This window comes from Aeromicrobium sp. (genome assembly GCF_036675695.1).
GTDB lineage: Bacteria > Actinomycetota > Actinomycetes > Propionibacteriales > Nocardioidaceae > Aeromicrobium.
Window position 1 is genome coordinate 1 of sequence record NZ_JAKFEL010000049.1, and the last position, 24,082, is coordinate 24,082.

Sequence of the window (24,082 nt, forward strand, 5' to 3'; positions counted from 1 at the left end):
CCCGATCTCGAACGTGTAGCCGAGCGAGCCGGCGGTCCAGAACGTCCAGTCCTCGGTGCCGCCCGTCGTGTCGTAGAGCCCGTAGCCCGGGATGTTGGCGTAGCCGTTGTGGCTGGCCATGTCAGCTCCGAGCTCCTTCACGAGCGCCTCCTCGAGCGGGGGGCCCATGGCGGCAACGCCCGGCGGGCGCAGGATCAGGTTCGAGAACGTGTGGTTCGTGATCAGGTTCGTGATGGACCGCGTGCTCTGCAGCTCGCGGATGTTCTGGATCTCCGGCTCCGAGAACGGCTCGTCGCCACGGAACGTGTCGCTGGACCACTCCGTGCTGGCGCCGGCGCCACCCCACAGGCCTCCGTAGTTGCGGTTGGGGTCGGTGCCGCGCAGGCGCCCGGCGGGATTGTCCTCGCAGGTGCCGGTCGTGTACTGCGCCGGTGTGTCCGACGAGATACGACAGTTCTTGCGCTTCATCTCGTAGTCGAACAGGCCGAAGGAGGCGCTGAACCCGGCGTGACGCGCCTCGCGCGAGATGTTGAACCCGTCCACATTGACGATCGGTACGACGATCGTGCGTGTTGTGTTGACGAGATCTGTCGTCCGGCTGCTCTTTCCGTAGTTCGTGACGAGGTCGTACGCGAACTCGATCGCGTGCTCCGACGATGGCCATTCACGCGCGTGATGTGCCCCCATCTGCAGGAAGATCGGCTTGCCGTCCTGCGCGTTGGGGTTCTGTGTGATCTCGACACCGTAAACGTCGCGGCCCTCGACCGACTGGTTGTTGAGCGTCAGCTCCTTGACGAGGCCCGGATAGCGGATGGCCAGTTGCTTGAGCTCGAGGTTGTAGTCCGCGAGATGACGGTACGCGTTGCTGCCGCTGGGCAGCTTGGTCTTGGGGTTCTTCGCCGCGAACTTGGCGTCGGCGGTCTGGTTGGACTTCGAGCGCGCCTCGAGATCGGCGATCCGGACGTCATAGGTGAAGTCGGCGTCGCGCAGCTTACGCTCGTCGGCGGCGCCATGCAAGACGACCTCGACCGAGTTCGCGTCGCCGTGCTCGGTGAGATCGAGGCCGAGGCTCTGCAGCCGCTGCTTCTGCTTGCGGGTGGGAGTGTCGACGTCGACGATCTTCTTCTTGCCCGTGGAACGCTCTGCAATGGCGTCGAAGCTGATCGACAGGTTGGCGCTCGACGCGCTGCCGCGGAAGCGGCACGCCTGCACGCGCAGCTTCTGGCCCTTCTTGACGAAGCCCTCAGCCAGCTCGTTGGACGCGAATCCGGCCGAGCCGGCCACGAAACGACCTGAGTTGGAGTCGAAGACGCCGAGGTCCCAGTCGCCATTGCCCGAAAGGCGCGCTCGGATGAGGCCCGTCGAGGGAGCGGTCGTCGTGACAGTCTGCGTGCCGTCGGCTCCGCTGACGTACTTGGCATGACACGAGCGGTCGACGGCCTTCGCGGCCGTGACCTTCTGGCTGTCTGCCGCTTGGGCAGGTGTCTGGGTGAGTGCGGCGCCAATGGTGGCGGCACAGGCGATCCCGAGCGTCCCCCGGATCCACGTGGAAGGTCGTCGGCCCGCGCGACTGGTGTTGGTGCCTGGCCTCATCAGCTCCCCGATCCGGCGCCGCGGCGCAGCACCTGACTGCTGGATTTCTCACAGACTAGTTCTCGCCACTGCACCTGCATAGGGCCTCTGCCGGCTATTCTCGCGATGCCCTTCGGCCACGGATTGGCAGGTGGCAACACCTCTAGTATTCGAGCATGACCGAACCCTTGGCACTTCCCGAACCGACATCCCAAGCCCGTTCGCTGATCCCGATCCTGGGTGCCATGGAGCTTGAAGTGCTCGAGGTGACGCCCCACAGTGCGACGGCGCGGATCCCGGCCGAGCCGAACGTCAACCACTTCGGCGCGATGTATGCGGGTTGTCTGTTCACGGTCGCTGAGGTGCTCGGCGGACTGATGGCTGGATTCATGGACGTGCCTGGTGCGTTGCCGCTGGTCAAGCGGGTCGAGATCGACTTCATCAGGCCGGCGTTGACGGCAGTGACGGCCCGAACCACGCTGTCGGAGGAAGAGTTTGACCGGGTTCAGACGGAAGCGACTGCCAACGGCAAGTCGAACTATGAGCTCGCCTGCGAGGTCACCGACGAAGCCGGGACCGTCGTCGCCCGTACGCGCGGCTACTACCAAATGCGAGTGATGGGCTGAAGGCTGTGGTCAGCGCGTCGGGAGATCGTTGGCGATGACGTTCTCCGCACCCAGTAGAAGTTCGTATGGATCGTCGCCCTCGCCGACGGACTCCGGAATCTCGTAGTACGTCTTGATCGTGAGACCGCCGTTGTCGTCCCACGCGAAGGTTTCGATGCTGTGAGTTCGCAGCGTCTCCCCGTTTGCAGTGAACAAGCACTCGATCACCCAAGCCATCTCGTTCCCGTTCACGTGAACGACGACCATCGACATCTTCAGGAACTCCTGGAACATGTCCCACGCTTCCGATGTGGCGTGTGCCAGTCCGTGCTTTTCCTTCGTACCGACTGGGTCGAACATTCGAACCTCGCCGCGTGCAATCGTGCTCCACGACGCCAGCCACTCGTACTTGCGACCGTCGTTCCAGAAGTCGCAGTGAATCTTCGCGTGTGCGAGACGGGCCTCGCGGGTCGGAATGCTCACTTGAAGCGCCCGGCAAAGCCGCGTAGAGGTAGGTCTGCGCTGGTGATGACACCGGGTCGTGCCGCAACGACGGACTTGATCGAGTTCAGGGCCGGCATACCGGTGACGGTCATGCCGATGGAGGCGAAGTCCTCCGGATTGGACAGGTCGACGCCTTCGGCCGGGAAGATCATGTGCTTGTTGTAGATCTGGGGATCGCCCTTGATCTGGGTTACGTAGCAACCCTTGATGTCCCAGCTCGGCTCGGTATGAGGCGTCATCTGCCACTCGAGGTGGGTTTCGACGCGGGAGACGCCATCGACCATGCCCTGGTACTTGATGTAATTGGCGCCCAGGGATCCCTTGGGGAGCTTGTACCAACCCAGGTCTATGTCCTTCGTGCAAGCGCCCACCTCGTACGAGAACTCGACGGAGTCGAGCTCAAGGCCGAACGCGTCGGCCATCATCCAGACCGAGTCGGCGAAGACTTCGGTGTACTTCTTCAGCTTGCCGGGAAGCTCCGGATCCTCGATGGGAAGGCCGTAGCCGACCTCGGTCCACGTGTCGGCTGAGTGGTGGCAGGACACGTCGACCGACTCGATCGTTGTGACGTTCTCGATGTTCGCCACGTCAGCCGAGACGACGATGCCGAGGATCTGGTTGAGGCCCGGGTTCATGCCGGTGCCGTAGAAGGTGACCCCGCCCTTCTTGGCCGCCTCGTCGATGATCTCGGTCCAGGGCCGACCAGAGGGATGCGGATGGTTCTCGTTGCGGTGGTGCCCGGTGATCCAGTCTGCGGTCGTGACGATGTTGATTCCGGCCTCCAGCACCTGGAGGTAGAGGTCCTCGTCCGGGAAGACGCCATGGAAGGTCAGTACGTCGGGATTGGCCGCGATGATCTCCTCAACCGTGCCGGTTGCGATGACGCCGACAGGGCCGATGCCAGCAAGCTCGCCGACGTCGCGGCCGATCTTGTCGGGGGAGTAGACGTGTACGCCGATCAGCTCAAGGTCGGGCTGCGTGCCGATCCGCTTGATCATCTCGCTGCCGACGTTGCCGGTGGCGACCTGGAAGACCCGGATGGGTTTGGTGGTCATGTCGTGCCTTTCGGGGAGGGCTGTTCAGGCTGGGGGCGTGAGACCGACGGGGATGCGCTCGGCTTGTGGGTAGAACTGCTGGGCCCAGTTGCGGAGGGCGGTGAATCCGGCGTATTCGCCTCGGGCGAGGGCGGCTGGGTCTGCATACTTCTGGTGCGACCAGATGTAGATGTCGGCCTCGAACTGCTCGATGACGCCGCGGGCGTACTTGATCGCGCGCGCACGGGAGTCGTCCTCGTTGAGCCCGGGTTCGCGACCGATCCAGACCGAGAACCGAACGTCACAGGTCTCGTCGTCGACCGGGGTGACCGCGGTTGCGGTGCGGTTGTCGATCATCCCGTGGCTGCGAGTGATGGCGAGGCCGAGTCCGCAGTTGATTGCCTCGACGCCGCTGTCGACCTCCTCGATCGTTCCTGGCTCACCCTCGAATGCGACAGTGAAGTCGACGTACGAGATGGGGGCGTCGAACTCCTGGCGAGTGAACTGCGGGATCAGCGGCACCTTGTGCACGTACTTGAAGTGGGCGAAGTCGACGCCGTTCTCGATGACGTACTGCGGATGCAAGGAGAGGCGCTCGTTGAACAGGATCGAGTCCGGATAGGGCTGGTGGTAGTCGGCTGCGGTGCGACCATCGGGCCAGCTGTCGAAGATGTCCGGCACCTCGAAGAATGGGGCTCGCTTCTCGACGTCGTGCCAGATGTAGATCGCTTCGTTGAGCTCAACCGTCGGATAGGTACGGATCTTCTTGCCGATATTGGGCCGGTCCTCATACGGGATGCACACGTTCTTGCCGGCGAGATTCCACTGCCAGCCATGGAACGGGCACTGGATGGTGTCGTCGATGACCGTCCCGCCGAATCCAAGGTTGGCGCCGAGGTGCTGGCAATAGGAATCCATGACGGTCACCTCGCCGGAATGTCCGCGCCACGCGATCAGTTCTTCGCCGAAGGCCTCGACGCGATGGACCTGACCGACCGCAACTTCAGCGGCCCAGGCGACCTGAAACCAACCCGTGGGCTTCATCGAGAGCGGTGGCTTGGGCACGGAGAGTCTCCTCGGTTCGACGTCAACGCCTGAAACTGGACAGGTGTCTAGTTGTGATCGTAGGGGAGAGCTGGACAGGTGTCTAGCGATGATCGCAGGGATGGCGCTCGTCCGCACCAGGGCTACTCTCGAGCTCAAAGCTTTCAGGGGGGGTGCGCATGCCAACGCCGTTCGAAGTCCATGAGTCGGGGGCGCTGCTGCACGGTACGAAGGCGGACCTCGCGGTCGGTGACTTGCTGGTGCCTGGTCGCGAATCCAATTTCGAAACCGGGCGGATCATGAACCACATCTACGTGACCGAGACCTTGGATGCTGCGGCTTGGGGTGCTGAGTTGGCAGCTGGCGAAGGCCCGGGCCGGATCTACGTCGTAGAACCGACTGGCGAGATCGAGGACGACCCCAACGTGACCGACAAGAAGCTCCCGGGCAATCCGACTCGGTCCTATCGCAGCCGTAAGCCCGTGAGGATCGTCGGCGAGCTCGTCGACTGGGATGGTCACACGCCCGAGCAGATCCAGGGGATGAAGGACGGCCTGGCCGGGATGCGGCGTGAAGGCACCACGATCATCTACGACTGACGTGTGGTTGGCTGTCGTCGTGGAAAACGAGAACATGTTGCAGGAAGCGTTCGATCGCTACACGACGAAGGTCGAAGAGATCTGCGTGACCAAGGACTGGTCGGCGTTCGCTGACATGTTCACCGAGGACGCGACGTACATCGAGCACGCGTACGGCGACTTCACCGGCCGTGAAGAGATCCGGCCCTGGATCATCAAGACGATGACCACGTTCCCAGGCAGCGAGATGATCGGCTTCCCCGCAGCTTGGTCCGTCATCGATGCGCCGACGAACCGCGTCATCTGCGACATCCGCAACATCATGCGAGACCCGGGTGACGGCTCGGTTCACGAAGCCTCGAACATCACAATCCTGACGTTCGACGACGATGGCAGACTGATCCGCGAAGAGGACATCTACAACCCGCAGAAGTTCGCCGACATGACCCGTGACTGGTGCCGCGTCGCAGACGCGCACGGAACACTGAGCGACATCGGCAAGAAGATGCTCGCTGCCCTGGGCGGCTGAGTTTCAGTACAGTCGCGCTCATGGATGACTGGCGCAGCACGACTGTCGACTCAGTACGTCACCTGATCCACGAGGCCGTTCCCGACGTCGTCGAGGAGATCAAGTGGGTCAAGCCCTCGAACCCCGGGGGAGTGCCGACGTTCTCGCGATCGGGCCTGGTCTGCACGGTCGAGACGTACAAGGACAAGGTCAAGGTGACGTTTGCCAAGGGCGCGTCACTCCCTGATCCCGCGAGTGTGTTCAATGCGAGTCTCGACGCCGGGACCCGACGGGCCATCGACATCCAGGTGGACGACATGCTGAACGAGACGGCATTCGTCGAGCTCGTGAAAAGCGCAGTCGCGCTCAACGAGCGCTAGCGGCTCACGCGACGTTGCGCATGATGACCGTGACGGTGTCCACGAGGTGGTCTCCGAGCTTGTCGTAGCCGAAGATTCCCATTCCCGACTGCATCAGTGCACCGGTCATGGCGAACGACAGAGTCATGACGACCTGCGGCGGAAGCCGCGCATCGGGCCCGACGGCGTTGTGGAACTGTCTGACGCACCACAGGCCGATGTCCGCACGTACGCGGTGGACTTCGGGGTCTCCAGCCAAGAGGGCTTTGTGCACGGCGGCGGTGAGCTCGGGAACGCCAGCCACGACATCAGACAGGTGCCGTACGAGCTCCTGCAGCCGGCCCGTCGGCGTCGGCGCCCTCAGGGCGATGACGCCCTGCTGCTCGATCACGCGCCAAAAGAGCTCGGCGAACAGGTGGTCCTTCGACGAGAAGTAGGTGTAGACCGTCGCGGGCGAGACGCCAGCACGTTGACCGACGGCGCGCATTGCGAGGTCGTCGTGCCCGACCTCCTTGAGCAGCGCCATGGCCTCGGAGTAGAGCCGCTCGACGGTCGCGGCCTGCTTGTCGTTCAGGCCACGACGTGGGACCGATGCGGGACGGTTGGTCATACGAAGGTTCGGCCCGTCATGAGATCGAGCCACCCAGGTACGCCGACTCGAGCACCGCCGGATCCGCTGCGAGCTCAGCCGCGGTGCGATCCAGGACGACCTCGCCGTGAACCAGCACGATGGCCCGATCGGCCACCTCGAGTGCGAGGTGGACGTGCTGCTCGACGAGGACCACGACAGCGCCGGTGTCCTCGGCGACTCGGCGAACCATGGGCATCAGCTCTTCGACGATGATCGGCGCGAGTCCCATCGACATCTCGTCGAGGAGCAGTACGCGCGGCTTCTGCATGAGCGCGCGAGCAACCGCGAGCATCTGCTGTTCACCGCCAGATAGGTGACCGGCTGCCAACTTGCGCCGGACCGCCAAGGCGGGGAATCGGTCGAATGCGCCGTCGACCGTGGTGCCATGGCGCCCGCGCGCTGCGAGGAGGTTCTCCTCGACCGTGAGTGCGGTGAACAGTGCGCGGTCATCGGGAACCAGGACGATCCTGGCCTCGGACGCGTCGGCGGGACGGCCGTTCTTGATGGTGCGACCGCCAACACGGACGCTTCCAGCCTGCGCTGGCAGTAGGCCCGACAGCGTGTTGAGAAGCGTGGTCTTGCCTGCTCCGTTGGGACCGAGCACTGCGACAACTGAGCCGCCAGGAGCGGCGAGATCGAACTGGCGAACCACCTCGACGATCCCGTAGCCAGCCTTGAGCCCGGTACACACCAGTAGGTCGTCGGACGGCTCCGGCGTGTGAGCTGTTTGGTTCTCCGCGATCGTTGTCATCAGACAACCTCCTGCTCGGCGTGGGCTGACCCGAGGTACGCCTCGGCGACCCGGGAATCGGCTCGAATCTCCGAAGGCTTGTCATGCGCTATGACCTCTCCGAAGTTGAGGACGTAGATGTCGTCGCAGAGGTTGAGGACCAGGTGCATGTCGTGGTCGATCAGCAGGATCGTCACGCCGCTGTCGCGAATCTTGCGAAGTCGCATTCCCAGCCACTGGCTCTCGCGGCTGTCCAGACCACCTGCAGGCTCGTCGAGCAGGAGGACCTTCGGGTTGCCGATCAGCGCTCGCGCGATCGAGACGAGCTGACGGCGTCCTTGGGACAGCTCGGCGACGGGGAGCTGGGCTGCATCGGCCAGGCCGAGAAGCTCGAGAGTCTCGTTGACCGAACGCGCTGTCCTCCCGTGCGCCGCTGATGCGCCGACGATGACGTTCTCGTGCACCGAGAGGTCTTCGTACAGCTCGGCGTGCTGGAACGTTCGTCCCAACGCATTGCGTACGCGCTGGTGAGGAGCCTGACCCTTGAGGTCTGTTCCGTCGAGCGTGATGGTGCCGGTGCTCGGTGTGAACCCGGACAACGCGTCGAGGAGGGTCGTCTTGCCGGCGCCGTTCGGGCCGATGAGACCGACGATGGTTCCCTCTCGTACGTCGAGGTCGACACCGTTGACGGCGACAACGCCGCCGTAACGGACACCCAGATCGCGAGCCTGCAGTACGACATTTCCACCTGTGACAGGTTCGAGCGCAATCAATCCCCCAACGGCTACGCCCTCTTTGTTGGGGGGACCCCCATTGCCGTCCAGGGGCTCGGTTGCACCAGCGCTTGGCGCCTTGTCTCGGCGGCGTCTCTGCAATCGTTCGTGAATTGGCCCGACGACACCCTCGGGGTTGCCGATCAGGGTGAGGATGAGGCCGAGGCCCGCGATGACCGCGAACCACTCGCCGCTGAGTCCGCCGACCTTGTTGAGGATCAGCGGAACCATGCCGCCGATGCCGATGAGGCCGGCTGCGACGCCGCCGGAGATGCTCGTGATGCCCGCGAGGTATGCCGTGGCAAACAGGGTCAGGCCGATGAAGGTGGAGAAGCTGACGAACGTGACGTTGCCCTGGAAGTAGGCCAGCATCGATCCACCCAGACCGGCGATGAACGAGCCGATGGCGAAGGCGATGAGCTTGACCCGGACGACAGCCACGCCGGCTCCGGCTGCCGATCGTTCGTTGGCGCGCACGGCGAGCATCTGTGAGCCGAGGCGCGACATGCGCAGCTTGGCGACGGCAACTCCGACAAGCACGAGAACAGTGAGCACCAGCAAGCCGAACTGGACGCGCGGGTAGTCGAGGCCGACGCGGGATCGGAGGTCGAGTCCGAAGAGTTCGGGCCCAGTGACGTCCTTGCCCGAGCTGCCGACAAAGTCGGAGTTGGCGAACCAGAATGCCTCGAGTGCGACAGCGGTCGCGAGGGTGACGATCGCGACGGGTAGACCTCGTACGCGAAGCGCCGGCAGACCCACGATCACGCCGACCATCGACGCAATGATCGCTGCGATCAGCGGGGCCAGCGGGAATGGAACTCCCCAGCTGTCGGTGAGTGTCGCGAGTGAGAACCCGGCCACTCCCGCCAGCGTCAGCTGTGCGAACGACACCTGACCGGCATAACCCGTGACCACGACGAGCGACAGCGAGATGATCGCGAAGATCAAGCTGGTGATCAGAGCCACGAGCCAGTCGCCACTGAAGAGGAACACTGCGGCGACGCCGACGACCGAGCTGACCACAGTGGGCAGGGTGATCGACTGCGGGCGCGGAGCGCGGCCGAGCGACGGTCGCAGGTTGAGGCCTCGGCTGGGCAATGGCTTCGCCCGAGCGACGAGGACGAACAGGATCAGCAGGAGGACAACCAGCTCGCTGCGACCTGAGGTCGGGAGCCAGGTCCAGGTACCGGAGAGATAGGTCAGGTCGGACTGCACCATGCCGATCGCGATTCCCGCCACGACAGCGGGCAAGATCCGGTCGAACCCGGCGACAACGGCGGCGGCAAGCGCCGGGACGATGAGCAGCGTGAACGAGTTGGGGGTGAGCGGCAGGATCGGCGAGATGAGGATGCCGGCCAGTGCTGCGACGGCGCCGGAGATCATCCAGTTGGCGGCGGCGATGCGGTCTGGATTGATGCCACTTACGTACGCGCCTTTCTCGCTGTTGGCTGCCGCTCGGGTCAGAAGGCCAAAGCGCGTGAACCGATAGGCGGCGGCAAGTGCGGCAGCGATCGCCACGATGATGATCGCGAACCAGACGCGGTCGCTCGTGACGTTGACGCCGGCGACCTTCCAGGAGTCCACCGGAAGGATGGGTTGTGTCTGTACGCCGTCAACGCCGATCCGGAGCGTGAACATGCCGGAAAGCACCAGCATCACGCCGATGGACGCGACGGCTTTGCCGACGGGCGGCACGTCACGCAGTGGGCGGAAGACCAGCAGGTAGATCAGCAAGCCCGTGACAGCACAGATCGCCACGGAGATGACGGCGGCTGGCACGAAGCCCAGCTCGGTGCCGATGTCCACGGTCTTGGGAAAGCCAGGGACGGGTATCAAGAACTCGCCGCGACGAAGAAACGCGTACGTGTACGCGCCCAGCAGTGCGAGGGTTCCGGAGCTGAAGTTGATGACACCGCTGGAGCGGTAGGTCACCACCAAGGTCAGGGCCAAGGCTGCGTAGATCGCGCCGTTGGCAAGGCCGAACAACAAGAAGAGTATGTGCTGATCCATGGGGGTTCCCTCCCGGAGCTTGGGTGGACCGGACCGAGGTCCGGCCCACCCGCTGCGTCAGAGCAGGGCCTCCGTGGTGGCGAAGCCCTCAGCGTTGAGCGTGGCGGCAATCGTCTTCGCGTTGCACACGCCCTGGAGGACGGCCACAGCCTTTCCGTCGCAGTTCAGGCTCAGACCCGGTGCGAGTCGGAGTGGCACTGCCTTCGGCATGTTCTTCAGCGCAGCGACGACGTCCTTGGCCGATGTTCCAGCGCCGGGAGTCAGGTTCACTGACTCCACGAAGCCCAGGAAGGTCTGGTAGGCGACCTGGCCGCTGTCAGCGCCCGTGTCGATGTCGTCGCCGAACTTGTCCATGATCGTGGCGAACTCCGAAAGTCCCTCGCGCTCGGGGATGCGGGTGATCGACGACATGGTCGTCACGCCCTTGAGCCCGTTGGGCATGCTGTCGATCTGGTCCTTCTGGAACGCCGAGATGTTCGTGATCATCGGGCCCTTGAATCCCAGCTGGTTGAGCGACTTGATGGCCCTCGTGACGAACGCGTTGTCGCCGAGGATCGTGAAGGCATCCGAACCGTTGTTGATCGACTGCTGGATCGCGGACGTCGGGTCAGCCACCTGCAGCGACAGCGGCACCATCTCGAATCCGATTCCCTGCGCTGCGAACAGGGGCTTGGTCAGCGCTTCGACCGGACCGGTGGCGGCCGGTGCGTCGACGACGATGAAGCCGCCCGTCTTGGCGCCGGCCTTCTTGATCAGCGCGGCGCTCGCCGATGCGATGGCGAGCGGGTTCTGGAAGACGAAGCCGGTCTTGCTGGACATGATCGCTTCGTCAGCTGTGAGAGAGACGATGAACGGGACTCCCGTGCCCTCGAGAGCCTCGAAGATCGCGTGGTCCTGGCCGGTGACACCGGTTGTGACGGCGACGACGCCCTCCTTGGCCAGCTTGACCGCGCATGACGTGGCGGTTGCCGGGGTGGCTTCCGTGGAGCAGGTGACGAGCTCGATCTTGTTGCCACCGAGGCCACCGAGGTATTCGTTGGCGTAGTCGGCCGAAGCCTGTGCCGCACCGATCCCGTTGCCCAACGCGCCGGATCCTGCCTCGGCGTCGCCGATGAATCCAACCTTGACGGGCGAGCCGGTGGCCTTGTTGACCTTGCCCAGGTCCACGTTGGTGGTTGCCGGGTCGTCGGAGCCCGAGCTGCCTCCGCAGCCGGAGAGTGTCAGCGCGAGGCTGACACCGATGGTGAGCGCGGCCATACGGCCAGAACGTGTGAGTTTCATGGTCTCCCTCAATTTCACCGGTGCCGTAGTGGCATCCGGGCTCCCTCCGGTTCCCTCGAACCGGTCTCCGACTCCCTCAAGTCGGTACGAGTGACCTGAGTCACTCGACGTTGAATCTAAACACTGTTCAGACACGCGTCAACGAAATGGCGCAAATCCTCGCAGGAGTTCTGATCTGATGCTCGCACGAGAGGGGTTCAGTGCCCTCGAAGTGCGTCAGTCGAGCGAGCCGACATCGGCCGAATCGGTGACGGACTGTGCCCAGCGCGGGACGATGAACAGGCCTGATGCCTCGACTGCTGGTACGTCGCTGTCTGCTGGTCCGATGTGCGCTGTGACGGTGACCTTTCGGCCGTCCTCGTTGGAGATCCAGCCCCTCATGCGTACGCGCCCGAGCGGCAATGGAAGCACGTAGCGCAAGGTCAGCGTGCCCGTGACGATCAGCCGAGTGTGACGATCACTCGCGGTCTCGCCCATCAGGTGGTCGAGAAGCAGGGACGAGACACCTCCGTGCACACATCCCGGCGGGCCCTCGTACGCGACGCCGAGGTCGAGCTCGGAACTCACGACGTCATTGTCATCCCAGCTCAGGACGACCGGCGGGGCGATCGCATTGCGGACGCCGACGACCGCGTTGCCCCAGTTCCACGACCTGCCATCGGCGTTGTAGTGAATGCCGGCCGGTTCGGGGGGTGCATCCTCGGCAAGGATCTGCGATGCCTGCTGCACGAGCGCGCGGGCGGCCGCGACCCGATCGGCATCGACGCGGGTACGTATCGTCAGGTCGCGTACGTCACGAATGTCTTGAGCGAGGTCGCCGTACAGCCGCTCGGCTGCCTCGACCTCTGTGGTCGTGAGCGGTGACTCCGAGAAGGACATCGATGAAAGGCTGGACACGTCGTAAGGCTCCTAGACCGGTGTGATGGGAAGTGAGCGGCGGCCTTCGAACGCGAAGTCCGTTCCGGTGCTGAACTTGGCTATGACCAGTTCCTGCGCCTCGGGGGCCGGCTCATCCCTGCGGACCACGGTCAGAGTCCACTCGTCGCCGGAGAGCGCTTCGACCTCGACATCGAGATGAGGATCGAGTACGCGAACGGATGCCTGCAGGGGAGCGAACCAGTCAGGTCCGCATAGGGAGATCCACGCGGCGTCGTCGTGTGCCGGTGACCGACGTACGAGGATCGAGTGGTCGCTGATGTCTGCGGTGACGTACGCGCTGGGGTTGAGAATCGGATGCAGGGTCAGCAGCTGGAGCGCGCCCTGCTCGTCCTTCGGGATGTCGAGCGCGCGGGCAATCCGGTAGGCCGACATGGCCGCCGATCCGGTGGTCTGTTTGCGGCGGATGTCGAGGATCTGCTCGGCCGAGTCACTTCGCTCGGCGAGCGCCAGGGCGAAGCTGTTGTCGAGCAGCGCCATCTGCAGGCACACCTCATCAGCAATGCGGAGCAGCGCCGATCGCGAGAACGCGGCGAAGTCGAGGTCGGAGAGCAGCGGGCCTGAGTAGTCGCCCAGCCCTTCGTCTGACTGGTCGATCGGGGCGAGCTCGACCAGCGCGGCCTGGGTCTTGGCGTTGAGCGCCACCGCGGGGATGGCTTCAGCCTCGGGATAGGTCTCGTCGATGATGACGGTCCACGCGCAGGCGGGTGTACGTCCTGCTGGTACCCGGGGCGGTCGGTGGATTGGCCGAACCTGTGCCCTGGGGTTCGAGGCGACGGCGGTCGCATCAAAGGTCGGGTCCTCGATGTCGTGACACATGCCCTGCACGTAGTCCTCGCCCATCGGCTCGACGTCCATGAGCGCGCCGCAGTGATCGAGGTGAAACTCGCCGTGGTGCGGGTCATGCACGGTGTAACGGAAGTCAAGGAACTGTGGCGGGGCGCCGATCTCCATCTGGATGCCCTTGAAGATCGTCACGACGTCACCCTGACCGTCGACGGCGGGCGCGAATCCCAACGCGCGCTGCATTCTGCGGGTGTAGATCGGGCTGGCGCCGGCCCACTCCGCGATCGCGATCTGCAGCATCTCGTCGCGGCCGAACGCGCTGATGCACCACGCCATACCGGACCTGTCGATCAGGTGTCCCGACAGCAGCAGCTCCGGAACCAGGATCGCGAGCTGTTCGCGGGTCAGGTCCGCGTAGCGGCTCACCGGGGGAGTCATGCAGTCAGACCCATGCGCGAAGAAAGCTTGTCGAGGTAGGCGAGCACCTTGTCCTCGTCGGAGTCCGGCACGCCCCAGATCAGCTCGGTGGCGCCTGCGGCCATCCAGTCGGCAAAGTCGTCCGGCTCAGGCTTCTTGGCGACGAGGATCCGTACGTCCGGCTCGCCCTCACGGCCAGCGTCTGCCCATTCCTTGCGAAGCAGCTCGGCCTTGGCAGCGGTGTCGGTCTCGATCGGCGTGGTCATCCAACCCTCGGCGTTCTGGGCGATCCACTTCATGGTCTTGGGGCCGCCACCTGCACCGATGATCACGGGAATGCGTCCCTGCGGCGGCTTGGGGTAGGCCCAGCTCTTGCCGAACGACACGAACTGGCCGTCGTACGAAGCCTCTTCCTCGGTCCACAGTGCACGCATCGCCTCGAGGTACTCCTTGAGGACGGTACGGCGCTTGTTGGCTGGGACGTTGTGATCCGTCAGCTCGTCGGTGTTCCATCCGAAGCCGGCACCGATCGTCAAGCGTCCATCGGAAAGGAAGTCGAGAGTGGCCAGGGTCTTCGCGAGCGTGATCGGGTCGGACTCGACGGGCAGCGCGACGGCGGTGGAGAGCCCGATCTTCGTGGTGACCGCGGCGCAGGTGGCCAGAGTGGTCCACGGATCAAGCGTGCGCATGTAGCGGTCGTCGGGGAGCTCTTCGCCGCCGGTCGGGTGCAACGCCTCCCGCTTCACCGGGATGTGGGTGTGCTCAGGCACGTAGATCGTGTCGAAGCCGCGCTCCTCAGCGGCCTTGGCGAGATCGGCCGGCCTGATGCCGCGGTCAGAGGTGAAGAGAACAATTCCGTTGCGCATGGACTCACTGTAGAACCTGTTCTACTATCTCGGAATACCGGCTGGACACCTGTCTAGTTTGGATGTCCGAGAGAGGTGTGCCGGTGATTCAGGCTGACTACGTCGTCGTGGGTGCAGGCAGTGCTGGGTGCGCCCTGGCGCGACGATTGGCCGACAGCGGCGCCAGCGTCGTTCTCCTGGAGGCTGGCGGAAGCGACACGGCCCGCGGTCTCAAGAACCTGATCGAGATCCCCGGCGCCGTCGCGGCCCTGCTGTCCACCCCACAGCTCAAGAAGCGCGTCGACTGGGGCTACAAGTCCGTCCCTCAGACGCACGCCCTGAATCGCGTCATTCCCATGACCCGCGGCAAGGTGATCGGCGGTTCGAGCTCGGTCAACGGCATGCTCTTCGTCCGCGGCAACCGGCAGAACTTCGACGACTGGGCAGCGGATGGCTGCCCGGGTTGGTCGTACGACGACGTCCTTCCGTTCTTCAAGAAGATGGAGGACTGGGAGGACGGCGCCAGCGCGGTCCGCGGCTCCGGAGGACCGATCAAGGTGCGTCGCCACACCGGCACGACCGAGGCGGCGAAGTCGTATTTGAAAGCGGCCGTCGATCGGCTCGGAGTGCCGTTCCTCGAGGACTACAACGGCAGCGAGCAGGAAGGTATCGGATTGGTCCAGCTGAGCGCTGATCGCGGCGTTCGCTACTCCAGCGCACGCGGGTACCTTCGCACCGATCCGCCGGACAACCTCCTCGTGCTGACTCACTCGCGCGCGACCAAGATCGTCCTCGACGGCTCGCGCGCCACGGGTGTCGAGATCATCGCGGCGGACGGAACGGTCGAAACGATCCACGCCGACCACGAGGTCATCGTCTCCGCCGGCACATTCGACTCCCCGAAGCTCCTCATGCTTTCCGGGATCGGACCTGCAGATCACCTCAAGGAGCACGGGATCAGTGCGGTCGCTGACCTGCCGGTGGGTGAGAACCTCCAGGACCACCTGTTCGTCCCGATCTCGTTCCGGATGGACTCGGCACTTCGCCGCCCAACCCCCTTGTACTTCCTGCGAGGTCTGGCGAAAGCCCGCTTCCGACGTACCGGCTGGGCCAGCGGCGCACAGTTCGAGACCCTCGGATTCGTACGAACCTCACACGCGGGGGCGGCTCCCAACCTGCAGCTGCACGGCCTCTACTGGATCTACCCGTTCCCCAACCAAGATGGCGACAAGGCCGTGCGTCCGCCCACGACCAAACCAGGCATCTGTGTGCTCCCCACCTTGATCTATCCGGAAAGCCGAGGGACCGTGCGACTCGCAGGTTCTGACCCGACGCTCGCGCCGCTGATCGACCCGGCGTACCTGTCCGCCGAACAGGACACCGAGGTGCTGCTCGAGGGCATCGCGTTGGTTCGCGAGCTGATGGTCGGCGTCGGCGACAACCAGGGTGAGATCGTGCCAGGCCCCGACTACTTCGACCCCGCCGCTCTGCGGGAGCTGCTGCCGAACATCGTCCACAGCGTCTATCACCCGGTTGGCACCTGCCGGATGGGCTCAGATGACCGCGCCGTGGTTGATCCCGATCTCAAGGTTCGTGGCATCGAAGGACTGCGGGTCGCCGATGCCTCGATCATGCCGACCGTCACGGGCGGCAACACCAACGCACCATCCATCATGATCGGCGAACGCTGCGCCGATCTCATTCTGAGCAAGGACCAGGTATGACGACAGAGTTCAACATCGGTCTCGCGCACGAGCTGCTCGGCGAGGCGCTGGCGGACCACGAGGTACTGGTCTGGCGGGATCGGCGCCTGACATACGCGCAGCTTGCCGAGCGCAGCCGACGCCTGGCGACGTATCTTCACCGCGCTGGTCTCGGTGCCCACAAGGAGCGGTCAGAACTCGCCAATCACGAGTCTGGGCAGGACCACGTCGCGCTCTACCTTCACAACGGCACCGAGTACCTCGAGGGCATGCTGGGTTGCTTCAAGAGTCGCTGCGCGTCGATCAACGTCAACTACCGGTACACAGGCGAGGAGCTCCGCTACCTGTTCGGCAACGCCAACGCGAAGGCCGTGATCTATCACGGGACCTTCGCACCCATGCTCGCGGCTGTCCGCGACGCGCTGCCCAACCTCGAGGTGCTTCTCCAGGTTGATGACGGCTCGGGCAACGAGCTTCTCCCCGGCGCCGTCGACTACGAAGAGGCACTCGCATCTGTACCGGACGACCTTCCCGACGTCGGCCACTCGCCGGATGACCTCTTCATCCTTTACACGGGTGGCACCACGGGTATGCCGAAGGGCGTCCTCTGGCGCCAGCACGACATCTTCATGTCGGCGATGGGTGGTCAGGTCCCCGGCGTGTGGGACGCGATCTCCACGTACGACGAGTTCGTCGAGCGTGCCGTCGCGGGTGCGGCCAGCAGCGGCACGATGGTCATGGTTCCGCCGTTCATGCACGGCGCCGCACAGTGGTCGTCGTTCATCATGATGGCCGGCGGCACGAAGATCGTGATCCCGAACGAGAACACGCACATGGATGCCGCAGACATCCTGCGGACGATCGATCGTGAGAGCGCAGCGACCATCACCGTCGTCGGCGACGCGGTCGTACGCCCGCTGCTCGACGAAATCAAGACCGGCAGGTACGACCTATCGTCCCTGGTCATCATCGGCAACGGGAGCGCTGCACTCTCGCCGGAGCTCAAGGAGCAGGTGCTCGAAGAACTGCCCAACATCTTCATCAATGACTCGATGGGTGCCTCCGAGACAGGGGCCCAGGCCTCGCATCTTTCGGCGAAGGGCAATGTCTCGACCGGCAAGTTCAGCGTCGGCCCCGGAGCGGTCGTCGTCAACGAGGACCTGACCGCGCTGCTCGAGCCCGGGCACGAGGGCATCGGCTGGCTCGGACAGTCGGGATGGGTTCCGTTGGGCTACTTCGGAGACGCGGAGAAGACAACCAAGACCTTCCCGACGATCAACGGCACTCGGTACGCCGTACCTGGCGACCGCGCGCGACTGCTGGAGAACGGCGAGGTCGAGGTGCTCGGTCGCGAGTCGGCGACGATCAACACCGGTGGCGAGAAGGTGTTTGCAGAAGAGGTCGAGGCCGCCATCACCAGCCACGCTGATGTGCGTGACGTCCTGGTCGTCGGCCGCCCGCACGAGAGATGGGGCAAGGAGGTTGTCGCCGTGGTCCAGATCGAGGAGGGTGCGGAGGTATCCGATGAAGAGCTTGCGGAGCACGCGGGTGAGCGAATTGCGCGCTACAAGATCCCCAAGGGCTGGGTGTACGTGCCCAAGATCGTCCGGTCGCCCTCCGGCAAGGCCGACTACCGATGGGCCCACTCGGTCGCCGAAGGGGAGCAGGCATGACCAATCTCCAGATCGATGACCGAGATCGCGTGCGCACGTTGACCCTTAACCGGCCGGATGCGCTCAACGCGTTCAACGAGGCGCTGTATGACGAACTGACCGAAGCCTTGCGCTCAGCGGCCGCCGACGACTCGGTTGCTGTCGTACTGCTCACTGGCGCGGGTCGCGCGTTCAGTGCGGGCACTGATCTGGCCGAGATGGCCGACCGAGTGAGCAACCCTGACTTCGTACCGGGGAAGCATGGTTTCACCGGGCTGATTGATGCGCTCGAGGAGTTCGACAAACCGCTGATCCTCGCGATCAATGGACTTGGTCTGGGAATCGGATTGACGATCATCGGCTTCGCCGATCTGGCGTTCATGTCGACCGAAGCCAGGCTGAAGTGCCCGTTCGCCAGCCTGGGCGTCGCACCGGAGGCGGCATCGAGCTACCTCCTTCCGCACCTCGTCGGACGCCAGAACGCCGCCTGGATCCTGATGTCTTCGGAGTGGATCACCGCTGCTGAAGCACTCGAGACGGGCTTGGTCTGGCGGCTGTGTGAGCCGGCCGAGCTCATGGATGAGGCGCGCGACCACGCAACGCGCCTTGCCGCGCTGCCGATCTCGAGCCTGCGTGCCATCAAGCGCACCATGATCGAACCGCTGCGTGAGGGGATCGCCGCCGCACGACTCCGCGAGAACCAGTGCTTCGCCGACCTCATGGGTGGGCCAGCCAACATCGAGGCACTGACCGCATTCACCGAAGGTCGAGCCCCCGACTTCACGGCTCTCCCGCCCGGTTGGTGATCGACGCGTGTCGGTCGCCGGACGTAGACTCAACACATGTCCGTGACTGAGTCGGAGGCCTATGAGGCGGGGATGTCGCTGCCTCCTTCTGTGCGCAAGGACGTTGCGATTCGGCTGCTCGAGTCGCTCGAGGTGGCCGATCGGGAGTCGGTCGATGAAGCCTGGTCGGCTGAGATTTCCTCTCGCGTGGATGACATCCGAAGCGGCAAGGTGAATTCCATCCCTGGCGAGCAGGTCTTCGCAGACATCGCCACACGACGGGCCGCCCGCAACGCATGACGCTCGGCTTCGACTTCCACCCGGAGGCCCAGGCTGAGTTTGCTGCCGACGTTGACTGGTATGACGACCGCGAGGTTGGCGTTGGTGGACGCTTCGCGGAGTCTGTGCGTGCAGCGGTGGATGCTGCCGTTGATGACCCCAACGTCTGGGAGAAGTGGCCGGGTTGGGACAGCGAGTCCGTCGTGCGATCGAAGGGCGTTGCCGATTTCCCCTACCGCGTCGCGTACTACGTCGAGGGCGAGGTATTGGTGGTCGTGGCGGTTGCGCATGCCAAGCGCCGGCCTGGCTACTGGCGCGACCGCGTCAGCCCCTAGCGAGATCTCCAATCGGCATGGCGTGCTTGCTGGGCGTCGCGCTCGACGGGAGTCGTGGAGGGCCGATCGCCACCAGCCGTGCCTTGGCGCTACGGGGCAGCTCCTATGTCAGCGCGTGGCCCGAGGACCGGTTGAACTCCGCGGAAGCCGACCTGCCACGGCCACCGGCCGCGGTCGTCGGCATAGACGAGTTGGACGGCATGGAGATCTGGCCCGTAGGTCGCATTCGCCATGACGAGATGCACGGTCGGCTCGGCAACGTCGACGACCTCGATCGTGAGACCGTCAGGCCACACGTGTCGATCGCCAGCGACGTACGGCGCATCGTCGTGAGACATGAGTCCGTGAGCGATCGAGTTGAGCATGGGTCCAGACTTCTTGGGCGCCAGCCCTGTTATGAGGAGCTCTGGGTGACCGATCGGGGTCAGGCCAACCGTGTAGGCAAAGGGAGGGCGTCTGCGATCCTTCTCCACGAACTGAATGAACCATCCATAGGTGGAGATCTTCTCCTGAATCAGTCTCAGGTAGTCCGTGTCGGTCGCATTCGGGTTGTCGCATTTCCAGCACATGAGTCCTCGCTTTGGTCGGGTCGGAAATCTCAGGCTGGTCGGCGGTCCCGACAAATCACCATGTCTGTCCACAGGGGAGAAGTCCCTTGCTGATGCGCGCATCTACGGTTAGACTGGACACATGTCTAGTCAGTTGACCAACGAATCGCCGCGACGCAGGCTCAATGCCCGCCAGCGCTCGACCGTCGAACGGTTGCTGACGGCAGGCCAGGAGGAGCTTCGGGAGGTCGGTCACGAGGCGTTGACCATACGCACGGTCGCCCTTCGCGCTGGTGTCTCACCTGCGACCGCCTACACCTACCTCGCGTCGAAGCATCATCTGTTTGCCGAATTGTTCCTGCGTCACATCGCCCAGGATCACGACGCTCCCGTCGAGGGAGACACCGTTACTGAGCGCGTCCAGAACGTGTCTCAAGGCGTCGTCTCTCGCATCGTGACCGAGCCCGAGCTCGCCGCTGCGGTCACTCCAGCTCTCCTCGGCAGTGACGAGGACGTCGACCGGCTGCGGCTGCGCATCGGTGGCGAGTTCGTCTCTCGCTTCGAAGCGGCGCTGCGCGATCCCGAGAAGCCGGACGAGCCTGTTGACGCCGCCGTTCTCGAGGTTTTGATCCTGACATTCTCTGGTGCGCTGCTCCAGGCGGGCATGGGGACCATGAGCTACGACGAGATGGCCGATCGTCTCGAGTCCGCCTTCGCCGTCATCTTGAGAGGCAATGTATGACCGCCGTTTCGTCCAGCACACCGCTGGTGTTCGACCCGTACGACTACGAGTTCCACGAGGACCCGTACCCGATGTATGCACGACTCCGGGCCGAGGCGCCGGTCTTCCACGCTCCGGCTGACGATCTCTGGGTCGTCTCCTCGTACGGCGACATCCGCGAGGTTCTGCGCGACGATGTGACCTTCTCCAACCGGATGGGCGTTGCGCTCGATGCGAGCGCCTGGACGACAGATGCGCACCGGGTGATGTCATTCCTCGCTCTGGACGGCGACGAGCAGACCCGCCTGCGCAAGCTGGTGTCAGCTGCGTTCACGCCTCGCCGGGTTCGCGATCTCGAACCATCCATCCAGCGACTCACCGAGTTGCATCTCGATCACTCGCTGGCGGTCAACGCCGAGCACGGTGAGGTCGACTGGATCACCGAGCTCGCGGGCAGGCTTCCGATGGACGTCATCTCGGAGATGATGGGCGTGCCCCAGGCCGATCGGGACGAAGTTCGTCGACTGGCCGACCTTGTGGTGCACCGCGAAGACGGAGTTCGTGACGTGCCAGAGGCTGGCATGTTGGCCGCGTTCGAGCTGATCGACTACTACGCCAACATGGTGAGCCAGCGGCGCAAGTCGCCGAGTGACGATCTCACCTCGGCTCTCACCGCTGCAGAGAACGACGGTGACCGCCTCACGGACGAAGAGATCAATGCCTTCCTGTTCCTGATGGTCGTGGCCGGCAACGAAACGACGACCAAGCTCTTGGGCAATGCGCTGTACCACCTGTCTGCCAACCCTGAGCAGCAGAAACAGGTGTACGCAGAGCCCGAACACCTCGTTTCCGACTGGATCGAGGAGACTCTGCGATTCGACACGTCCAGCCAGATGCTCGCCCGGTACGTCGTCGACGATGTGGAGGTCGGCGGTCAGACGGTGCCCGCTGGCTCGAAGCTGATCGTCCTGCTTGGCTCGGCGAACCGTGACGAAGAGATCTTCCACGCTCCCGACACGTTCGACATCCATCGCGAGCAGGGCGAGATGGGTCAGATCCTCAGCTTTGGCACGGGTCGCCACTTCTGCCTTGGCGCGCACCTTGCTCGGCTTGAGGCCAAGGTGGTGCTCGACGAGCTCGTCCGACGGACATCGAGCTTCGAGGTGCACGCCGATCGCGCTGTACGCGTCCACTCCACCAGCGTTCGCGGCTTCGCCAACCTCCCGACGACCTTCATCGAGAGGCCCTGATGGCCAAGTACGCACATCCCGATCGCCGACCGGCCGTTGTCACCGGCGCCTCGTCCGGCATCGGCGCAGAGACGGCAAAAGCGCTGGCAGCCGCCGGTCATCCCGTGGCGCTCGGCGCTCGTCGGGTCGAGATCTGTGAAGAGATGGCCGCCGAGATTCGCAAAGGCGGCGGCGAGGCTGTCGCGCACCAGCTCGACATGACCGATGACGCGTCTGTCGAGGACTTCAGTGCCAAGGTCGCGGCCGACCTCGGCGACATCGAGGTGGTCATCAGCAATGCCGGAGCCCTCGCTCCCGGCAACCTTGCCGAGATCAGCTCCGAGCGGCTGACCCGCGAGCTCGATCTCAATCTGGTCGGCGCACACCGGCTGATCCGCACGTTCGTGCCCTCCATGATCGAGCGCCAGCGTGGAGACATCGTCTTCGTGTCGTCCGATGTCGTCGTACGTCCCCGGCCCTTCATGGCGGGCTACTCGGCCGGCAAGTGGGGACTCGAAGGCATGGTGGGCGCTCTGCAGATGGAGCTCGAGGGCACCGGCGTACGCGCATCCGTCGTACGGCCCGGCCCGACCTGGTCTGAGATGGGCATGGACTGGGATCCCGAAGAAGCCGCATTCGTGCTCAACGAATGGGTGCGCTTCGGCTTGGCCCGTCACCCGCACTTCTTGAAAGCCAAGGCCCAGGCAGACGCCATCGCGACTGTGGTGACCGCACCCCGCGGAGTCCATCTCAACTTGATCGAAGTCAATCCCGAGGCACCCGTGACGACCCAGGAGCGAGCGAAATGACCGTGACAGCCACAGACCTGCTGGCGGACGTACCTGAGGTCTCCACGCGCCTGGACGACCAGGATCCTTCTGTTCCCGAGATCATCCGCGGCACGGGGCACCTGCCGGAGATGCGCGTCGACCCGATCGGCCTGTTCACCCGTGTACGCGAGGAGTGCGGCGATGTCGGGCGGTTCCGGCTGGCCGACAAGGAAGTCGTCCTCGTCACCGGAGCTGAGGCGAACGAGGAGTTCTTCCGCGCACCCGAGGAAGTGCTCGACCAGGCCGCGGCCTACCCGTTCATGACCCCGATCTTCGGCAAGGGCGTGGTGTTCGACGCCAGCCCGGAAGAGCGTCAGCAGATGCTCAAGAACCAGGCTCTGCGCGGAGACATGATGCGCGGCCACGCGCAGACCATCGAGGCGGAGATCCGGCGCATGGTCGCTGACTGGGGCGACGAGGGCGAGATCGACCTGCTCGACTTCTTCGCCGAGCTGACGATCTACACGACGAGCTCCTGCCTGATCGGAAAGCCGTTCCGCGAGGAGCTCGACGCCTCGTTCGCGCACCACTATCACGAGCTCGAGCACGGGACGGATGCCATCGCGTACGTCGATCCGTACGCCGACATCGAGAACTTCAAGATGCGCGATGCGGCACGCTTGAAGCTCGTCGAGCTGGTGCAGGAGATCATCGACAAGAGGGTCCTTCGAGGCAAGGTCGCCCGCGAGGACCGCGATCTGCTCGACGTCCTGATCAGCCTGAAGAACGAGGACGGAACCGATCAGTTCACGGCCGACCTCGTCACCGGCATCTTCATCTCGATGATGTTCGCCGGTCACCACACGAGCAGCGGTACGGCTTCCTGGGCGATGATCGAGCTGATGCGGCACCCCGAGGCCATGGAGTCGGTCGTCTCGGAGCTGGATGAGCTGTACGCGGACGGGTCCGAGGTGTCGTTCCAAGCACTGCGCGAGATCCCGACGCTGGAGGCTGTTCTCAAGGAGACACTGCGGCTTCACCCGCCGCTCATCATCCTGATGCGGCTGGTGCAGCAGGACTTCGAGCTGCTCGGACACACCATTCCGGCAGGCACGCTGATCGCTGCTTCACCCCGGGTCTCCAACCGGATCGAGGAGGACTTCCCGAACGCGGAGGAGTTCGACCCGAGCCGCTATATCGACCCGCGCCAGGAAGACCTGCAGAACAAGTGGACCTGGATCCCGTTCGGCGCCGGCAAGCACCGCTGCGTGGGCAATGCGTTCGCGATGATGCAGATGAAGGCGATCTTCTCGGTGATCCTGCGCGACTTCGAGTTCACGCCAGCTCAGCCTGTCGACAGCTATCGCGATGACTTCACCAAGATGGTGATCCAGCTCGAGCAGCCGTGTCGCGTCAAGTACAAGCGGCGCGCGTCATGAAGTATCTC

The 24,082-nt window shown here is 64.2% G+C and carries 25 protein-coding genes; 13 read left to right on the forward strand and 12 right to left on the reverse strand.

Annotation, left to right across the window (positions count from 1 at the left end; all coding sequences use genetic code 11):
* A partial coding sequence (locus tag V6M39_RS02505; protein WP_332642083.1) for a M14 family metallopeptidase occupies positions 1-1,593 on the reverse strand: 1,593 nt, incomplete at its 3' end.
* A gap of 155 nt (positions 1,594-1,748) precedes the next feature.
* Here V6M39_RS02505 and V6M39_RS02510 point away from each other — a divergent pair.
* Positions 1,749-2,198, forward strand: coding sequence for a PaaI family thioesterase (locus V6M39_RS02510; RefSeq protein WP_332642084.1), 450 nt, complete (start codon positions 1,749-1,751; stop codon positions 2,196-2,198).
* A 9-nt stretch (positions 2,199-2,207) separates the two neighbouring features.
* Here the strand turns inward: V6M39_RS02510 and V6M39_RS02515 are convergent, their stop codons facing one another.
* From V6M39_RS02515 to V6M39_RS02525, 3 genes are read right to left on the reverse strand one after another with little or no spacing between them, the layout of a single operon-like run.
* Positions 2,208-2,660 carry a hypothetical protein gene (locus V6M39_RS02515; RefSeq protein ID WP_332642085.1) on the reverse strand — a complete coding sequence of 151 codons (453 nt, stop codon included), beginning with the start codon at positions 2,658-2,660 and terminating at the stop codon, positions 2,208-2,210.
* Positions 2,657-3,736, reverse strand: a complete 1,080-nt coding sequence (locus V6M39_RS02520) for an NAD(P)H-dependent amine dehydrogenase family protein (RefSeq protein WP_332642086.1) — start codon at positions 3,734-3,736, stop codon at positions 2,657-2,659. Before V6M39_RS02520 ends, V6M39_RS02515 begins: the two co-directional genes overlap by 4 nt.
* 24 nt (positions 3,737-3,760) lie before the next feature.
* Positions 3,761-4,780, reverse strand: coding sequence for a Rieske 2Fe-2S domain-containing protein (locus tag V6M39_RS02525; protein ID WP_332642087.1), 1,020 nt, complete (start codon positions 4,778-4,780; stop codon positions 3,761-3,763).
* 158 nt (positions 4,781-4,938) lie between these two features.
* On the opposite strand from V6M39_RS02525, the gene arr reads away from it, so the two are divergent.
* From arr to V6M39_RS02540, 3 genes are read left to right on the forward strand one after another with little or no spacing between them, the layout of a single operon-like run.
* Entirely contained in the window at positions 4,939-5,358 is a 420-nt protein-coding gene (gene arr, locus V6M39_RS02530; RefSeq protein WP_332642088.1) for an NAD(+)--rifampin ADP-ribosyltransferase, read from the forward strand.
* Between the two features lie 19 nt (positions 5,359-5,377).
* A complete protein-coding gene (locus tag V6M39_RS02535) occupies positions 5,378-5,866 on the forward strand; it encodes a nuclear transport factor 2 family protein (RefSeq protein ID WP_332642089.1) in 489 nt (162 codons plus the stop codon).
* 20 nt (positions 5,867-5,886) lie between these two features.
* Complete coding sequence (locus tag V6M39_RS02540) at positions 5,887-6,225, forward strand: DUF1801 domain-containing protein (RefSeq protein ID WP_332642090.1); 339 nt, start codon at positions 5,887-5,889, stop codon at positions 6,223-6,225.
* Positions 6,226-6,229: 4 nt separating this feature from the next.
* On the opposite strand, the gene V6M39_RS02545 is transcribed toward V6M39_RS02540, so the two are convergent.
* The 7 genes from V6M39_RS02545 to V6M39_RS02575 all read right to left on the reverse strand — a co-directional run bounded on the left by V6M39_RS02545 (position 6,230) and on the right by V6M39_RS02575 (position 14,634).
* A complete protein-coding gene (locus tag V6M39_RS02545; protein WP_332642091.1) occupies positions 6,230-6,814 on the reverse strand; it encodes a TetR/AcrR family transcriptional regulator in 585 nt (194 codons plus the stop codon).
* 16 nt (positions 6,815-6,830) lie between these two features.
* Positions 6,831-7,586 (reverse strand): ABC transporter ATP-binding protein, encoded by a 756-nt coding sequence (locus tag V6M39_RS02550; protein ID WP_332642092.1) that lies wholly within the window; start codon positions 7,584-7,586, stop codon positions 6,831-6,833.
* Positions 7,586-10,348 carry a branched-chain amino acid ABC transporter permease/ATP-binding protein gene (locus V6M39_RS02555; RefSeq protein WP_332642093.1) on the reverse strand — a complete coding sequence of 921 codons (2,763 nt, stop codon included), beginning with the start codon at positions 10,346-10,348 and terminating at the stop codon, positions 7,586-7,588. The genes V6M39_RS02550 and V6M39_RS02555 overlap by 1 nt, the downstream gene beginning before the upstream one ends.
* Before the next feature lie 57 nt (positions 10,349-10,405).
* Positions 10,406-11,629: an ABC transporter substrate-binding protein gene (locus tag V6M39_RS02560; protein WP_332642094.1), complete on the reverse strand. Its 1,224-nt coding sequence runs from the start codon at positions 11,627-11,629 to the stop codon at positions 10,406-10,408.
* A gap of 216 nt (positions 11,630-11,845) precedes the next feature.
* Entirely contained in the window at positions 11,846-12,526 is a 681-nt protein-coding gene (locus tag V6M39_RS02565) for a PaaI family thioesterase (protein ID WP_332642095.1), read from the reverse strand.
* Between the two features lie 12 nt (positions 12,527-12,538).
* Positions 12,539-13,789 carry a hypothetical protein gene (locus tag V6M39_RS02570; RefSeq protein ID WP_332642096.1) on the reverse strand — a complete coding sequence of 417 codons (1,251 nt, stop codon included), beginning with the start codon at positions 13,787-13,789 and terminating at the stop codon, positions 12,539-12,541.
* A complete protein-coding gene (locus V6M39_RS02575; protein WP_332642097.1) occupies positions 13,786-14,634 on the reverse strand; it encodes an LLM class F420-dependent oxidoreductase in 849 nt (282 codons plus the stop codon). The genes V6M39_RS02570 and V6M39_RS02575 overlap by 4 nt, the downstream gene beginning before the upstream one ends.
* Before the next feature lie 86 nt (positions 14,635-14,720).
* On the opposite strand from V6M39_RS02575, the gene V6M39_RS02580 reads away from it, so the two are divergent.
* The 5 genes from V6M39_RS02580 to V6M39_RS02600 are packed head-to-tail and all read left to right on the forward strand — an operon-like array spanning position 14,721 to position 19,367.
* Positions 14,721-16,337: a GMC family oxidoreductase gene (locus tag V6M39_RS02580; protein ID WP_442880661.1), complete on the forward strand. Its 1,617-nt coding sequence runs from the start codon at positions 14,721-14,723 to the stop codon at positions 16,335-16,337.
* Complete coding sequence (locus V6M39_RS02585) at positions 16,334-17,989, forward strand: acyl-CoA synthetase (RefSeq protein WP_332642099.1); 1,656 nt, start codon at positions 16,334-16,336, stop codon at positions 17,987-17,989. The genes V6M39_RS02580 and V6M39_RS02585 overlap by 4 nt, the downstream gene beginning before the upstream one ends.
* On the forward strand, positions 17,986-18,774 hold the full coding sequence (locus tag V6M39_RS02590; RefSeq protein ID WP_332642100.1) for an enoyl-CoA hydratase/isomerase family protein: 789 nt from the start codon (positions 17,986-17,988) through the stop codon (positions 18,772-18,774). The genes V6M39_RS02585 and V6M39_RS02590 overlap by 4 nt, the downstream gene beginning before the upstream one ends.
* Before the next feature lie 36 nt (positions 18,775-18,810).
* Positions 18,811-19,053: an addiction module protein gene (locus V6M39_RS02595; RefSeq protein WP_332642102.1), complete on the forward strand. Its 243-nt coding sequence runs from the start codon at positions 18,811-18,813 to the stop codon at positions 19,051-19,053.
* Complete coding sequence (locus V6M39_RS02600; RefSeq protein ID WP_332642103.1) at positions 19,050-19,367, forward strand: type II toxin-antitoxin system RelE/ParE family toxin; 318 nt, start codon at positions 19,050-19,052, stop codon at positions 19,365-19,367. Before V6M39_RS02595 ends, V6M39_RS02600 begins: the two co-directional genes overlap by 4 nt.
* A gap of 89 nt (positions 19,368-19,456) precedes the next feature.
* On the opposite strand, the gene V6M39_RS02605 is transcribed toward V6M39_RS02600, so the two are convergent.
* Entirely contained in the window at positions 19,457-19,936 is a 480-nt protein-coding gene (locus tag V6M39_RS02605) for a DUF4262 domain-containing protein (RefSeq protein WP_332642104.1), read from the reverse strand.
* Between the two features lie 121 nt (positions 19,937-20,057).
* Here V6M39_RS02605 and V6M39_RS02610 point away from each other — a divergent pair, with 121 nt between their 5' ends.
* From V6M39_RS02610 to V6M39_RS02625, 4 genes are read left to right on the forward strand one after another with little or no spacing between them, the layout of a single operon-like run.
* The gene (locus V6M39_RS02610) at positions 20,058-20,657 is read left to right on the forward strand and encodes a TetR/AcrR family transcriptional regulator (protein WP_332642105.1); all 600 of its coding nucleotides are present in this window, start codon (positions 20,058-20,060) and stop codon (positions 20,655-20,657) included.
* The gene (locus V6M39_RS02615) at positions 20,654-21,886 is read left to right on the forward strand and encodes a cytochrome P450 (protein ID WP_332642106.1); all 1,233 of its coding nucleotides are present in this window, start codon (positions 20,654-20,656) and stop codon (positions 21,884-21,886) included. The genes V6M39_RS02610 and V6M39_RS02615 overlap by 4 nt, the downstream gene beginning before the upstream one ends.
* Positions 21,886-22,674 (forward strand): SDR family oxidoreductase, encoded by a 789-nt coding sequence (locus V6M39_RS02620; protein WP_332642107.1) that lies wholly within the window; start codon positions 21,886-21,888, stop codon positions 22,672-22,674. The genes V6M39_RS02615 and V6M39_RS02620 overlap by 1 nt, the downstream gene beginning before the upstream one ends.
* Positions 22,671-24,074 carry a cytochrome P450 gene (locus V6M39_RS02625; RefSeq protein WP_332642108.1) on the forward strand — a complete coding sequence of 468 codons (1,404 nt, stop codon included), beginning with the start codon at positions 22,671-22,673 and terminating at the stop codon, positions 24,072-24,074. The genes V6M39_RS02620 and V6M39_RS02625 overlap by 4 nt, the downstream gene beginning before the upstream one ends.
* Positions 24,075-24,082 lie beyond the last annotated feature (8 nt).

What these genes read in the sequence shown, in the direction of transcription:
- V6M39_RS02510 (WP_332642084.1), top strand. Translation starts at nt 1,749, where the DNA reads ATGACCGAACCCTTGGCACTTCCCGAACCGACATCCCAAGCCCGTTCG.
- V6M39_RS02520 (WP_332642086.1), bottom strand. Translation starts at nt 3,736, where the DNA reads ATGACCACCAAACCCATCCGGGTCTTCCAGGTCGCCACCGGCAACGTC.
- arr (WP_332642088.1), top strand. Translation starts at nt 4,939, where the DNA reads ATGCCAACGCCGTTCGAAGTCCATGAGTCGGGGGCGCTGCTGCACGGT.
- V6M39_RS02540 (WP_332642090.1), top strand. Translation starts at nt 5,887, where the DNA reads ATGGATGACTGGCGCAGCACGACTGTCGACTCAGTACGTCACCTGATC.
- V6M39_RS02545 (WP_332642091.1), bottom strand. Translation starts at nt 6,814, where the DNA reads ATGACCAACCGTCCCGCATCGGTCCCACGTCGTGGCCTGAACGACAAG.
- V6M39_RS02550 (WP_332642092.1), bottom strand. Translation starts at nt 7,586, where the DNA reads ATGACAACGATCGCGGAGAACCAAACAGCTCACACGCCGGAGCCGTCC.
- V6M39_RS02555 (WP_332642093.1), bottom strand. Translation starts at nt 10,348, where the DNA reads ATGGATCAGCACATACTCTTCTTGTTGTTCGGCCTTGCCAACGGCGCG.
- V6M39_RS02560 (WP_332642094.1), bottom strand. Translation starts at nt 11,629, where the DNA reads ATGAAACTCACACGTTCTGGCCGTATGGCCGCGCTCACCATCGGTGTC.
- V6M39_RS02570 (WP_332642096.1), bottom strand. Translation starts at nt 13,789, where the DNA reads ATGACTCCCCCGGTGAGCCGCTACGCGGACCTGACCCGCGAACAGCTC.
- V6M39_RS02575 (WP_332642097.1), bottom strand. Translation starts at nt 14,634, where the DNA reads ATGCGCAACGGAATTGTTCTCTTCACCTCTGACCGCGGCATCAGGCCG.
- V6M39_RS02585 (WP_332642099.1), top strand. Translation starts at nt 16,334, where the DNA reads ATGACGACAGAGTTCAACATCGGTCTCGCGCACGAGCTGCTCGGCGAG.
- V6M39_RS02590 (WP_332642100.1), top strand. Translation starts at nt 17,986, where the DNA reads ATGACCAATCTCCAGATCGATGACCGAGATCGCGTGCGCACGTTGACC.
- V6M39_RS02595 (WP_332642102.1), top strand. Translation starts at nt 18,811, where the DNA reads ATGTCCGTGACTGAGTCGGAGGCCTATGAGGCGGGGATGTCGCTGCCT.
- V6M39_RS02600 (WP_332642103.1), top strand. Translation starts at nt 19,050, where the DNA reads ATGACGCTCGGCTTCGACTTCCACCCGGAGGCCCAGGCTGAGTTTGCT.
- V6M39_RS02605 (WP_332642104.1), bottom strand. Translation starts at nt 19,936, where the DNA reads ATGTGCTGGAAATGCGACAACCCGAATGCGACCGACACGGACTACCTG.
- V6M39_RS02610 (WP_332642105.1), top strand. Translation starts at nt 20,058, where the DNA reads ATGTCTAGTCAGTTGACCAACGAATCGCCGCGACGCAGGCTCAATGCC.
- V6M39_RS02615 (WP_332642106.1), top strand. Translation starts at nt 20,654, where the DNA reads ATGACCGCCGTTTCGTCCAGCACACCGCTGGTGTTCGACCCGTACGAC.
- V6M39_RS02620 (WP_332642107.1), top strand. Translation starts at nt 21,886, where the DNA reads ATGGCCAAGTACGCACATCCCGATCGCCGACCGGCCGTTGTCACCGGC.
- V6M39_RS02625 (WP_332642108.1), top strand. Translation starts at nt 22,671, where the DNA reads ATGACCGTGACAGCCACAGACCTGCTGGCGGACGTACCTGAGGTCTCC.